Source organism: Methanobrevibacter sp. (assembly GCF_045541095.1).
GTDB lineage: Archaea > Methanobacteriota > Methanobacteria > Methanobacteriales > Methanobacteriaceae > Methanocatella.
Window position 1 is genome coordinate 1 of sequence record NZ_JAZQIJ010000124.1, and the last position, 13333, is coordinate 13333.

General features: G+C 34.8%; 14 protein-coding genes and 1 tRNA gene. 5 read left to right on the forward strand and 10 right to left on the reverse strand.

Annotated elements, in window-relative coordinates; genetic code table 11:
• The first annotated feature begins 255 nt into the window (after nucleotides 1-255).
• The 5 genes from dnaG (at nucleotide 256) to ACKI2P_RS05140 (ending at nucleotide 3983) form a co-directional block, all read left to right on the forward strand.
• Nucleotides 256-1488 (forward strand): DNA primase DnaG, encoded by a 1233-nt coding sequence (gene dnaG / locus ACKI2P_RS05120; protein WP_407375630.1) that lies wholly within the window; start codon nucleotides 256-258, stop codon nucleotides 1486-1488.
• Between the two features lie 102 nt (nucleotides 1489-1590).
• A complete protein-coding gene (locus tag ACKI2P_RS05125; RefSeq protein WP_407375632.1) occupies nucleotides 1591-2202 on the forward strand; it encodes a biotin transporter BioY in 612 nt (203 codons plus the stop codon).
• 42 nt (nucleotides 2203-2244) lie between these two features.
• Nucleotides 2245-2643 carry a DUF1284 domain-containing protein gene (locus ACKI2P_RS05130; protein WP_407375634.1) on the forward strand — a complete coding sequence of 133 codons (399 nt, stop codon included), beginning with the start codon at nucleotides 2245-2247 and terminating at the stop codon, nucleotides 2641-2643.
• 56 nt (nucleotides 2644-2699) lie between these two features.
• Nucleotides 2700-2771 (forward strand) — tRNA-Gln (locus ACKI2P_RS05135).
• Between the two features lie 30 nt (nucleotides 2772-2801).
• Nucleotides 2802-3983, forward strand: coding sequence for an ATP-grasp domain-containing protein (locus ACKI2P_RS05140; RefSeq protein WP_407375635.1), 1182 nt, complete (start codon nucleotides 2802-2804; stop codon nucleotides 3981-3983).
• Here the strand turns inward: ACKI2P_RS05140 and ACKI2P_RS05145 are convergent.
• The 10 genes from ACKI2P_RS05145 to ACKI2P_RS05190 all read right to left on the reverse strand — a co-directional run bounded on the left by ACKI2P_RS05145 (nucleotide 3958) and on the right by ACKI2P_RS05190 (nucleotide 13090).
• Entirely contained in the window at nucleotides 3958-4107 is a 150-nt protein-coding gene (locus ACKI2P_RS05145) for a hypothetical protein (protein WP_407375637.1), read from the reverse strand. The two genes, ACKI2P_RS05140 and ACKI2P_RS05145, sit on opposite strands and share 26 nt — an antisense overlap.
• 148 nt (nucleotides 4108-4255) lie before the next feature.
• On the reverse strand, nucleotides 4256-4942 hold the full coding sequence (locus ACKI2P_RS05150; RefSeq protein WP_407375638.1) for a V-type ATP synthase subunit D: 687 nt from the start codon (nucleotides 4940-4942) through the stop codon (nucleotides 4256-4258).
• A 27-nt stretch (nucleotides 4943-4969) separates the two neighbouring features.
• The gene (locus ACKI2P_RS05155; RefSeq protein WP_407375640.1) at nucleotides 4970-6361 is read right to left on the reverse strand and encodes a V-type ATP synthase subunit B; all 1392 of its coding nucleotides are present in this window, start codon (nucleotides 6359-6361) and stop codon (nucleotides 4970-4972) included.
• A 2-nt stretch (nucleotides 6362-6363) separates the two neighbouring features.
• Nucleotides 6364-8106, reverse strand: a complete 1743-nt coding sequence (locus ACKI2P_RS05160) for an ATP synthase subunit A (RefSeq protein WP_407375642.1) — start codon at nucleotides 8104-8106, stop codon at nucleotides 6364-6366.
• Nucleotides 8103-8420, reverse strand: coding sequence for a V-type ATP synthase subunit F (locus ACKI2P_RS05165; protein ID WP_407375644.1), 318 nt, complete (start codon nucleotides 8418-8420; stop codon nucleotides 8103-8105). Before ACKI2P_RS05165 ends, ACKI2P_RS05160 begins: the two co-directional genes overlap by 4 nt.
• Nucleotides 8417-9571 carry a V-type ATP synthase subunit C gene (locus ACKI2P_RS05170; RefSeq protein WP_407375646.1) on the reverse strand — a complete coding sequence of 385 codons (1155 nt, stop codon included), beginning with the start codon at nucleotides 9569-9571 and terminating at the stop codon, nucleotides 8417-8419. Before ACKI2P_RS05170 ends, ACKI2P_RS05165 begins: the two co-directional genes overlap by 4 nt.
• A gap of 15 nt (nucleotides 9572-9586) precedes the next feature.
• The gene (locus ACKI2P_RS05175; protein WP_407375648.1) at nucleotides 9587-10198 is read right to left on the reverse strand and encodes a V-type proton ATPase subunit E; all 612 of its coding nucleotides are present in this window, start codon (nucleotides 10196-10198) and stop codon (nucleotides 9587-9589) included.
• Nucleotides 10199-10211: 13 nt separating this feature from the next.
• A complete protein-coding gene (locus tag ACKI2P_RS05180; RefSeq protein WP_303739350.1) occupies nucleotides 10212-10700 on the reverse strand; it encodes a V-type ATP synthase subunit K in 489 nt (162 codons plus the stop codon).
• A gap of 60 nt (nucleotides 10701-10760) precedes the next feature.
• The gene (locus ACKI2P_RS05185; RefSeq protein ID WP_407375650.1) at nucleotides 10761-12764 is read right to left on the reverse strand and encodes a V-type ATP synthase subunit I; all 2004 of its coding nucleotides are present in this window, start codon (nucleotides 12762-12764) and stop codon (nucleotides 10761-10763) included.
• Between the two features lie 11 nt (nucleotides 12765-12775).
• The gene (locus tag ACKI2P_RS05190) at nucleotides 12776-13090 is read right to left on the reverse strand and encodes a V-type ATP synthase subunit H (RefSeq protein WP_407375652.1); all 315 of its coding nucleotides are present in this window, start codon (nucleotides 13088-13090) and stop codon (nucleotides 12776-12778) included.
• Between the last annotated feature and the right edge of the window lie 243 nt (nucleotides 13091-13333).

The following is a 13333-nucleotide window of genomic DNA, read 5'->3' on the forward strand; positions in this document are numbered from 1 at the left end:
AATTTATTATTAAGGTAAAAAAAAGTTAAAAAGTTAAAAATAAATCACAAAATAACATGATGTTTTTAGAATTCATTAGTAAACCTTAATAGTAACATTCTCAATATGTATTAACTCTTTTTAGTGTATAAAAGGTCAAAAGACTCTTTGAAATTTGAACTTATCGTATAATTTATGCAATTTACTTGCTAAAAATCCTATTAATTTTTAGAAAAACATAAATTATCCCGATTAAATTAAGCTGGAGGCTTAAAAATGGGAAAAGGAGAAGAATTAACAACAACAAAATATTTAATCCATGCTCAAATTACTGCTAATGGAATTGTTGAAAAACCTGATGTTGTCGGAGCTGTTTTCGGACAGACTGAAGGTTTACTCAGTAATGATTTAGATTTAAGAGAGCTTCAACGTACTGGTAGAATAGGAAGAATCCAAGTAAACATCCATTCTAATAGTGGAAGAGCTAAAGGAGAAATTGTTATTCCTTCCAGTTTAGATAGAGTTGAAACTGCCATTCTCGCAGCATCCCTCGAAACAATCAATCGTGTTGGACCTTGTGAAGCCGAAATCCAAACTTTAAAAGTTGAAGATGTAAGGGCTGTCAAAAGAGAACAAGTAGTAAACCGTGCAAAAGAAATCTATAAAAACATGGTTGAAAGCGTTGGTCCTGCAAGCATGAAAATGATTGAAGAAGTAAGGGAAGCCATGAGGGCTCATGAAATTTCCGAATATGGTGATGAACGCTTACCTGCAGGCCCTAGTATCCACACATCTGATGCAATTATTGTTGTGGAAGGCCGTAGTGATGTTTTAAACTTACTTAAATATGGAATCAAAAACACTGTAGCTGTTGAAGGTGTTAGTGTTCCACAGGCAATTGGGGATTTAAGTAAAAAAAGAACAACTACCGCATTTGTTGATGGGGACAGAGGTGGAGAACTCATCCTAAAAGAACTTCTGCAAATAGGAGAAGTAGACTACATTACAAGAGCTCCTAAAGGAAAAGAAGTTGAAGATTTGGAAAAAGATGAAGTATTAGTTGCTCTTAGAGATAAAGTTCCTACAGCACAATTTTTAGCTAATCACAATATCTTCAATGAGAAAAGTAAAAATGACAACAAAAGACACGACAGACGTAACAAAAAGCAACACAATAAATATGGTCGCCAACAACAACGTGTCGAAGAACCAGTAATCGAAGATGATGAAGTAACCCTAATGAAAGACATGTTAAAAGAGTTTGAAGGAACAGGCAGCGGTGCCATTTTGGATGAAGCTTTAAACATGACTAAAGAAGTAGAAGTGGAAGAAATCTATGAAGAAATTAAAAACATAGAAGGAACCGCCGATACTGTTATTTTTGATGGTGTAATCAGCCAAAGACTAGTTGATGTCGCATCACAAAAAGGAATTAAAAGATTAGTAGCTTTTAACTCAGTCAACATAGTTAAAAAGCCTCATGATCTTCAATTAATAACCATTGACTAATGAGAATACCAATTCTCATTTTTCCTTATTTTTTCAATACATAAAAATAAATATTTTAATGAATAAATATTATATAGAACTCTGAATTTTGGAGGGAAAAAAATGAATGTAAATTTCGATAGATATTACAGTGCTAGAAAAAACGTATTTGAAAGAATTCAAGACTCAAGTACTGCAACTAAAGTACTCATGTCATTTATGATGGCATGTTTTACTGGTATAATGGCTCAAATCATTATTCCGCTCCCATGGACTCCTGTTCCTATAACTGCACAAACATTTGCAGTATTATGCTCAGGATTATTTTTAGGTAAAAAATATGGATGTTTAAGTCAAATCTTATATGTTGTTTTAGGTATTGCATTTATCCCTTGGTTTGGAGGAATGACCGGAGGTCTTGAAACATTCCTTGGATCAACCGGAGGATTCTTTATAGGATTTATAATAGCATCATACTTTATAGGAACAATCACTGAAAAATATGCAAAAGCACGTAACTTTACAAGAATGGCTGCAGTTATTGGAATTGCTAATTTTGCATTAATATACATTCCAGGACTTGCAGGTCTTGCATTATGGTTCTATTTCGCTCAAGGTACAACCTTAGGCATTGTTGAATTATTAATGATGGGTCTTGTTCCATTTATTATGGGAGATATTGTAAAAATATTAGGTGCTGCATCAGTATCAAAAGTATTTTTACCAAAAGACTAAAAAAAGGTTTTTAACCTTTCTTTTTTTTATTTTTAGATAATTATGAAACTGATTTTAAGAGGACATCATCTGTTATGCCTCAAGGGTTTTCAAGGTTACGGCTATGATGATGCATTTGTAGAAAACATGATTGAAGTCAATGCCTTGAGAAAATCTGAGGGTACAGTGATAACACTTACAGATTTCCCTGACGACATTTGCAAAGCATGCCCAAATTTAGAGAATAATATTTGTGGAAATCCTGCGCAAAACGAGAGAATTGTAAGCATGGACAATGAAGTTTTAAAAAAACTAGACCCCGGCAAAGAATATGATGCCTCTGACCTGTTTGAAAAAATTGATTCCATTTTCAATTCAAAGGAAAGCGTCACAAAAATCTGTTTTAATTGTATGTGGCATGAGAAATGCTTATTTTATCAAAAATTGTCAGAAAACCGATAGGTTTAAATACTACATGGTTTAAATATTATTATTGTTGTACATTTACAACAAAATATAGTCCCGTAGGGTAGTGGTAATCCTTCTAGGCTTTGGACCCGGAGACGGCGGTTCGACTCCGCTCGGGACTATTTCTAACTAACTATTTTTATTGATATTTTATGGAAAAGCTATTGCTTATTGGAATTGATACAAGAAGTATGCTTAACAGTGCGTTGAAGTTAGATTATGAAATTTTTTCCACAAGCTATTTTTCAACTTCAGACACACCACAAATTAAAAATCAGAAAATAATCTTAAATGAAAGCGACGGTGAAAGCTGCGGAATTTTTGAAGATCAATTTGACAGCAGAAATATTTTAGAAACTTCTAAAGATTACATCGATGAAGTGGATTACATCATTCCAATATCAGGCGTGTCTCCAAGTGATTTTAAAAAACAGCACAAAAAGAAAATTTTGGGAACTGTTGACGTTGAAGACATTGAAAACAAGTTCAGATTCTATAAGAAAATTAAAAATGAATTCTTAACCCCTATGACTTTTGCTATAAATGATATAGATGAAGCCATTGAAATTGATAAAAGTTATAAGAATACTCAATTTATTTTAAAACCCCTTCAAGGAAGTGGAGGTTATGACATAAACCTTCTAGATAATGAAAGTGATTTTCAAATAAACAAAGGGGATTTCATTTTGCAGGAATATGTTGAAGGTGTTAGTCTAAGTTCATCAGTTCTTGCAACAAAAAATGATGCCGAATGTATCATGAACACAAGATTGCTGTGCGAAAATGATTTTGGAGTTAAAGACAGTTTCATATACATTGGAAACATCCTGCCTTTAGATGAAAAATCCATAATGACAGATGTGGATGATGCGGACAAAGTAAATGAATGCATGAAAGAAACATCATATAATCTGGCTCGAAAATTCAATCTGATGGGATCCAATGGCGTTGATTATATCCTTAATGAAAATGGATTATACGTCATAGAAATTAATCCAAGAATTCAGGGAACATTTGAATGTATGGAAATGTCACTTCAAATAAACATGCTGGATGCACATATCAGAGCATGCCGTGGAGAAAAAGTTGAAATTCCAAAACCGAAATGTTACTCCTACAAAAAAATTATATATTCGCCAGCAAGAATGAAATATGAAAAAATAGATTTAGACAACATCTATGACCTTCCTCACATCGGCTCAATCACAGAAAAATCACAGCCCTTACTGACCATAATTGATAAAGATGAAAGTTTTGAAAAATTAGTTGAAAAAGTTGAATTATCCAGTAAAAAAGTAAATAGCATAGCTAAAAGAAGCCAACCAAATGCATAATGAATAATATTACTCCAATTGTAATCATAAAAGTAGTAACAATCATTCCCCTTGTCATCCAAATAAATACCTTTGCTTTATTATCAGGGTCTTTCATATATTGGTCAATTGGATTTCTTTTCATTTTTACACCGTTTTCTTGAAATTTCTAGTAAATAATTTTTTTACAATAACTAAATAAAATTATTTTTCTATAAAAATAAACCTTTTAAAAATCTTTTTTTAAAAAAATAATAAAAAATAGAAGAAAATGAAAAGTTTTAAGAAGAAATTTAAGCTTCAGCTTTTGAAGCCGCTTCAGCTTCAGCAGCCTTTTTCTCATTCTTCTCAATAGTTGATCTAATCATTTTCAATCTAACGAAGTTTTCCCTTTCCATTTCTTGGAGTCTCATATCAATATACTTTTCAGTATTTTGGAATCTTGGAATCATAATATGTTCCAAAGCATTTACCCTACGTTTAGTAGCTTCGATTTCTTCAGCGAGTAAATAAATTGTTTTTTCTACTTCACCGAGCTCGATTAGATACTTAATAGATTCCTCATATTTCTTAGCAGCTTCGTCCAGTTGAATGGTAGTATCAGAAAATCCGTAACCCCTATCAATAATGGATCTTTTTTCCATTTTGACATCAGTTACAGGTACTGCTACACCCATAACGCTTCTTGAAGAGATTTCAACATCAATGGATTCTTTAACGGATAACGCTGCTTTTCTAACAGCTAAATCACCCATTGCAATTTGAGCTTCAAGTAAAGCATCATTTGCTTCTTTAAGACTGTTTTCTGCATTTTCACGAATACCTTTGACACGATCCAAGATATCAAAAAACTCTTTAATTAAAGCATCCCTTTTTTCTTTAAGCAAACCATGCCCTTTAACAGCAAGTTTTGTCCTATTTTTAAGGGATAATAATTCCATACGAGTTGGATTAATTCCATCTATAATATCTTGTGCCATTTAATCACCTACATCACTGTAATGAGATTAGTCATCTTTTGGAAGGTATTGTGCAATAAATTCTTCTTTAACCCTTTTAAGTTCGGATTTAGGTAAGATTTTAAGTAAACTCCAACCAAGGTCTAAAGTTTCAAAGATTGTTCTGTCTTCATCTTTACTTTGGGTAATGAATTGGTCTTCAAATGCTTGAGCAAATTCTAAGAACTTTTGATCCCTTTCAGTAAGTGCTTCTTCCCCTACAACCGCAACGAGGTCTCTTAATTCACGACCTTCTGCATATGCAGAATAAAGTTGGTCAGATACACCACTGTGGTCATCCCTAGTTTTGTCTCCACCGATACCACCACTCATCAAACGAGAAAGTGAAGGAAGTACGTCTACAGGAGGGTAAATACCTTTACGGGAAATTTCCCTACTTAATACGATTTGTCCTTCAGTAATATAACCGGTTAAGTCCGGAATTGGGTGAGTAATATCGTCTTGAGGCATAACTAAGATAGGCATCTGAGTAATAGAACCTTCTTTACCATCAATACGTCCTGCTCTTTCATAGATACCAGCGAGGTCAGTGTACATGTAACCAGGGTAACCTCTTCTTCCAGGTACTTCTTCCCTTGCTGCAGAAATTTCCCTTAAAGCTTCACAGTAGTTGGTCATATCTGTTAAGATAACCAATACTTGCATACCTAAGGTAAATGCATAATATTCAGCAGTGGTTAAAGCCATTTTTGGAGTTAAGATTCTTTCAATAGCAGGGTCGTCTGCTAAGTTCATGAATACTGTTAATTTTTCTAAAGCTCCAGTACGTTCGAAGTCTCTCATAAAGAAGTTTGCTTCTTCGTTTGTAATACCCATTGCTGCGAAAATAACTGCAAACTCATCGTCTGCACCTAATACTTTAGCTTGTCTTGCAATCTGCACAGCTAAATCGTTGTGAGGTAAACCAGATCCTGAGAAAATAGGAAGTTTTTGTCCTCTTACTAATGTGTTCATTCCGTCAATGGTAGAGATACCAGTTTGAATAAATTCTTCTGGGAATTCACGAGAAGCAGGGTTCATAGGAGCCCCGTTAATATCTAATTCTTCATCAGGAATAATTTCTGGACCACCGTCAATAGGTTTACCGATACCATTGAAGATACGTCCCATCATGTCTCTGGAAACACCGATTTTTGCGGTTTGTCCAGTAAATCTTGTTTTGGTATCTTTAGTGTTTAAATCATTAGTTCCTTCGAAAACCTGAATAACAGCAACATCTTTAGTTACTTCCAGAACTTGTCCACTTCTTTTTTCACCAGTAGGTGTTTCAATATCTACAATTTCATTGTAACCAACGCCTTCTACTCCTTCAACAACCATCAAAGGACCTGAGACTTCAGATACAGTAGTATATTCTCTAGTTTTAATATTTGTATTCATTTTTAAGCCTCACTGCATTGTTTAGTAATTGCGGATTGAATTTCAGCAATTTTTGCATCAAATTCATCTTGTGGTATGTATTTCATTTTACCGATTTCTTCTTTTACAGGTAATGCAACAATGTTTGCGATTGGAGCACCCCTGTTAACTGCTGCAAGAGATTCTTTGTAGAACAATAAAATGGTTTTTAACATTTTGTACTGTTTATCAGGAGCACAGTATGTATCTACATCATCAAATGCGTTTTGTTGCAAGAAGTCTTCTCTTAACATACGGGTAGTTTCTAAAGTAGCTTGGTCAGTTTCAGGTAATGCATCAGGACCAACCAATTGTACAATTTCTTGTAACTCGGATTCTTTTTGTAATAATCCCATAGCTTGGTCACGAGTTGCTCTCCAGTCTGCAGCTACATTTTCTGCCCACCAGCCTTCAATACTGTCTACATATAATGAGTAACTTTGCAGCCAGTCGATTGAAGGGAAGTGACGTTTATCTGCAAGAGATGCATCTAAAGCCCAGAACACTTTACAGATACGTAATGTGTTTTGTGTAACAGGTTCAGATAAGTCCCCACCAGGAGGTGATACTGCTCCAACTACAGAAATAGATGCTACTTGAGGATCTGATCCTATAGTTTTTACTCTTCCTGCTCTTTCATAGAATTGTGCTAATCTAGATGCTAAGTATGCTGGGTAACCTTCTTCCCCAGGCATTTCTTCTAACCTTCCTGAAATCTCCCTCATAGCTTCAGCCCATCTTGAGGTTGAATCAGCCATGAGCGCTACATCGTAACCTTGGTCACGGTAGTATTCAGCAATAGTAATTCCAGTATATACACATGCTTCACGAGCTGCTACCGGCATGTTTGAAGTGTTAGCAATAAGAACAGTTCTGTCCATCAATGGATTACCGGTTTTTGGGTCGTCAAGGAATGGGAACTCGGTAAGTACCTCAGTCATTTCGTTACCACGTTCTCCACATCCGATATATACAACGATATCTGCGTCAGCCCATTTAGCTAATTGCTGTTGTGTAACAGTTTTACCTGATCCGAAAGGACCTGGAATAGCTGCTGCTCCTCCTTTTGCAACGGAGAAGAAAGTATCTTGAGCTCTTTGACCAGTTACTAATGGTATATCTGGATCTAATTTTTCAATGTATGGACGGCTTCTTTTTACAGGCCATTTTTGGAGCATTTGGATTTTTTCTCCGTCAACAGCTGCAATATCTTCAAGTACTGTGTATTCGCCTTCAGCTGCAATTTCAGTAACTTCACCTTCCATATTTGGAGGAACCATAATTTTGTGTAAAACTGCGGTTGTTTCTTGTACTTCACCAAGAACGTCTCCGCCTTGAACTTTGTCTCCAACTTTAGCTACAGGTTTGAAAGCCCATTTTTTCTCTTTGTTAATGGAATCAACATCAATACCTCTTGCAATAAAATCACCAGATTCTTCTCTGATGATTCTTAAAGGTCTTTGAATTCCGTCGAAAATAGAACTCATTACACCTGGACCGAGTTCTACTGACAATGGACCACCAGTACATTCAACTACTTCACCCGGTTGAATACCGGCTGTTTCTTCATATACTTGGATAGTTGCGGTGTCACCTTCTAACTCGATGATTTCTCCGATAAGCTTCTCATCACCTACTCTAACCATCTCAAGCATCTGAGCCCCTCTCATACCGTCTGCGATAATAACAGGCCCAGCAATCTTAATAATATTTCCTTCAATAATCATTTAACCATCTCTACCCCGATAACTCTTTTAATAAGGTCATTTATTTGATCAGATGATCCTTCAGAGGAGCCATCTTTGTCAGGTATTTCAATTATCATTGGCAATACGTTTGAACCAATTTTCCTATTAATGTGTTGTCTAATTTCATTAGCCATTAATTGAGTAATGATAATAATTGAAATTTCTTCATCTAAAAATTTGTCAAAAGCTGCAATAGCTTCTTCAGAAGTATTGACTACTTCTGCTTTTTTGACACCGCCTAGTCTAAATCCGGATACAGTGTCAATATCACCTATAATTGCTACAGAACTCATATTAACATCTCCATGATTTTAGCATTAGGGAAGTCTGCTTCTCTTTTTGCTCTTGCAATAATTTTTAAATTTTTAATTTCATTTTCTTTTTGACTTAAATAACCAATAATTGGACCAATACCTAATGGTTTTTTAACAGATAATGATTTTGCATATTCGGAAGCATAGGTATCTAATGCTTTTTCAAATATTGCAACGGAACCTGTTTCATTATATACTGGCATTGCATCAGTCAATGCTTCAGCATATTTGGTTCCTTCCAAACCAGATACTACATTGGTAACATCCGGAGATTCCATTAAATCTTTAAGTTTCCATTCACGTAATTGGTATCCTTCTTCCAAAATATAAGGAGCAATTTGGTCATATTCAAGGCCGTCTTGTTTTGCCCTTATAATTAGTTTTAGATTAGCTACGTCAACTTGAGTTCCAACATATGAGTATAAAATTTGTTTGTTTTCATCTGAAGGAACATCAGTGGAACGTAATAAATTGCCTAAGTAATATTTGTCTAAAGCTGATTCTAATGGAAGAATCATATTAGTGCTTTCATATTGTGGAAGAGCATCTTCTAAAGCAGTAGCATATTCAGTACCATCTAAACTTGTTACAATGTCAGTTACACTGTCAGAGTCAGCTAATGAGTTTAAATCCTCATATAATGAACCGCAAGGAATTAATAATTCTCTTGTTTCATCAGGGTTGAGGCCGACTTCCTTAGCAGTTAAAAGACTTTTAATGTTGTCGATATCTGCTTTTTTAGACATTACTTTGAAAGGTTTTTGAATGTCTTTAGGAGCTAATCTTGCAACAAAGTCATAAGTATTAGCACGTTCTACATCTAATGCTTTATCAAGAGGATATTCATCAAGAACATCAGCGTATTCAGGAGAACCTCTGAGATAATTTTCAACTTCTTCGACGTTGTTGGTTTCAACAAGTTCAGAAATTTGTTTTTCGTCAAACAGTCTTCCTTTTCTGGCTCTTACTCTTGCACTTGGGTTAAGATAAGGATAAATGTCCAAAATTGGTCTAGATGTAATGATTACAACGACTGCACCTACAACAAGTATTGCTATTACACAGAATACAAGAAAAGTTTCTTGTGTAAGTCCCATGGAACTTATTAAGGTAGCAATTTCATCTGCCATAATTTATCCTCCTAATTATTTAAACAATATTTCAGCAACTTCACTACGTAAGATACTTTTAAATCTTTCTAATCTAGCTTCAATAGTGTTATTTACTTCAATATCTCCATTACTTGTTTTTAAAATAGCTCCACCGATAGCATCAATAGGTTCACCTAATGTAAAAGTGATATCTTCTATTTGGAAAGTAGAGCTTCCTGAAAGTTGATCTTTCATGATTTTTGTGTCAGCTTCATTTAATTGAATAATTAAATCATTGCTGCCAAGTTCATCAGCAGCTTCTTTAATCATTTTACTTAATGAATCTTCGTATTCTTCATCACATGAAGCTGCTTTTGCTTTTAACTCTTCAGTAGCTTTAGTAAAAGCTGCTTCGATGACTTCTTCTTTAGCGCCTAATTCTGCTCTACGAGCATTCATCTTAGCTTCAGAGATAATTTGCTGATATCTCATATCAGATTGTTTTTTACCGTTTTCTTGAATTTTAATTTTCTCAGCTTCTGCAGTTTTTTCAGCTTTTGATGTGATAGCTGCGATTTCTGCATTTGCATCTTGAATGATTACATCAGCTTTCTCTTGGGCTTCAGACATAATGCTTGAAACAATTTTATCTGTGCCTGAGCTCATATAAAATGCCTCCTTAAGCTAAGATTCCACCGAATACCATAAGTAAGATAGCAATCAAGAAACCGTAAATAGCTTGTGTCTCTGGTAATGCAGAGAAGATAATACCACGTGCAAACATATCATTGTCTTCTACAATAGCACCAACGGAAGATGCTGCAGCCATACCTTGACCCATACCGGAACCTAATCCAGCAAAACCAATGGACGCACCTACACCGATAGCAACGATACCTGCTTCAAGGGTTAATTTAGTTGCGTCTCCACCTAATAATCCTGAGAATACAAGTAATAAGATTGCGACCAAGAAACCGTAAATAGCCTGAGTTTCTGGCAATGCAGAGAAAATAATACCTCTTGCAAACATGTCATTGTCTTCTGCAACTGCTCCTACAGAACCAGCAGCTGCCATACCTTGACCTAAACCGGAACCTAATCCAGCAAAACCGATTGCTACTCCAGCACCAATTGCAGCTAAAGCAGCTCCTAAACCAATTTCTACCATATTTAATTCACCTTTGAAATAATATTGATTTTTTTAATTTAAGATATAAATGAAAAATTTTTAATTTTTAATTTTAGTAAATGTTCTTTTTGCTTTGAAAGCTTCGAATTTACCTTTACCTTCCATGAAGAATTGAGAGAAGAATTCTACATAGTTAAGACGTAAAGCGTTAATAAATGCACCTAATACTTGGAAGAGGAAGTTTGCAATATGACCAAATATGAATATGATAATTGCAATAACAATACCTGCATATGGCACCATATTGTTTAACATTTGAGCTAAGATGTTTACAGTCATAGCAATACCACCAGTAGCTAAACATAATGCTAAAAGACGAGCGTAAGATAAAACATCTCCCATGTAACCGAAAATATCCATTACACCGTATGCTCCGTTAGCCCAAATTAACATTCCAATAGTTGCAACTATTAAAATAGCTCCTAGAATCATTCCAATCATACCTATAGCAGGCATCAAGTATCCTAAAGCAAGTAAAATAAGACCAGCTTCGAAAACAAACCAACAGATTTGAGAACCAATTGCATCTTTAACATTGCCGTATCTTATGTTGTTAATAGCACCTAAGATAAATCCGACGTTGGTATAAAGAAGACCAACTGCAATTGCTATTATTAAAATGGTATCCGGATGTACAAATGCTTCAACTGCAGGAATTACAGTTGGCAAACGGAAACCAGCGATTCTTTCTGGGAAATCCCCAATAAAACCGTTGGTTATCAGACCCAGTATAACAGCCCACAAACCAGACCAAATTAAAATCCAACCAAATGAGTGCATTGATTCTTTAACTTTTCCAAGACCTCTTAATAATACTACACCAATTGCAGCTACAACTAAACCATAAACTGCATCGGTTAAACAGAAACCGAAGAAGAATGGGAATGTGATTGCAACAAATATTGTTGGGTCCATTGCATTGTAACGTACAGGAGAGTACATATCAACAAGGTATTCGAAAGGTTTTGCATACCATCCGTTTTGTTGTAAAATCGGAACATTTTCATCATCTGTACCTTCAACCTCTATTGTTTCAAAGGCACAATGTCCATCAGAACTTTTTTCAACCAATTGTTCAACCTTTTCAGTGTCTTTTACAGGCACCCAACCTTCAAGAATGTAGGCATCTTTGGTTTGAACAAATGATGAAAGGATTTCGTTCTTATCTTTTTCATTTTCTATTTGTTCTTTGAGAGCTAATATATCATCATCCCATTGTTCAGCAACTGCTCTTAATTCAGTTTTAACAGAAGCACGTTCTGATTCAATGGTTAATAATCTGGAATCAGCATTTGAAATAATCTGTTGAGGTGTTCCTTCAACATCACCAATTTCAATTTTCTCAAAGTCGAATTTACGAAGAGTTGAATAAACTTCATCATTAAATTCTTTTAATGTTACTACAGTGATAATTTCTCCTTCCTTATCATCCATAGGAACAGTGAATATTTCTAATTCGTCAGTCAATTTACTTAATTCGTTTTTGATTTCTGAAGCAGATCCAGCATCAATCCTTCCAACAGTAGTAGAAGTGTACTTTGAATCTTTTAAAAGAGCTAAATCCATGTCAAAATTAGATAAGCGATTAGCCAAACTTTTATTAGACTTTAGTTCACTTGTTTCAGCGTCGAGTGCGGCAAGTTTACTCTCAATTACACTTGTTTTGCTTTCCACCTGTGCTAAAGTATCTTCTGCTTTTGCAATAAAAGCTTCAGTATCTAACTTTTCAACTTCTTTTTGAACTGGCATGTCTGGACTAATAAAAGACATTAAAGTGTCCTTTAACCCATGGCCTTCTGATAAAGAATTTCCTAATAGTTCAGATATACCATTTGTTTTCATAAGAAGAGAAGATAATTTACCAGTGTATGGACTAGCTTTTGCAGGAGTAACTTGCTCCGCTAATTCAGGATCTTGCTGAATGCTATCAGAAATATCACTGACTTGTATAAGCCCTTGTTCGTGGAGAGCGTCCACTGTAGGAGCTACATACTTTTCCAGTGTAACTATTCTAATTTTTCGCATTCTAGCTGTCTTGAACATATAAACTCACACTACAATATATTTTTGACAATAATTGAAGCAGCTTCATCGACATTTGCCATAGCTTTATCCTTAATGGATGCAACGTCCGCTTCGGACTGTTTAGCAATATCGGCAGCTTCATTTTTAGCTTTATCTTCTGCATCAAAAACAGTATTTTTAGCTTCTTCTTCTGCTGCACCTTTAGCCTGGGAAATGATTTCCTCAGCTTTTGCTTTTGATTCAGCAATCAAATCATTAGATTGTGCTTGTGAATCAACAATAAGTTGTTCAGCATCTGATTCAGCTTTTTTTATCATTGCGATTGCGTCTGATATCTCTGCCATAATTAATCACCATGGTGTACTTATTTTTGTTGTGTAATATATATATCTTTTACTATTCAATTTTGTTTAGAGTTCCCAAAATTGAATTTTGAATAAATTTTCCGACATTACATTAAATCAATTAATATATTACTATGTTCAAATATCATTCTTAATTGTTGTTGTTCGTATTCAATAATGTCAAAATTGTCAATGTGTTCGTGATTGTCAAAATCATTTTCATTTTGTTCGTTAATGTCTTCA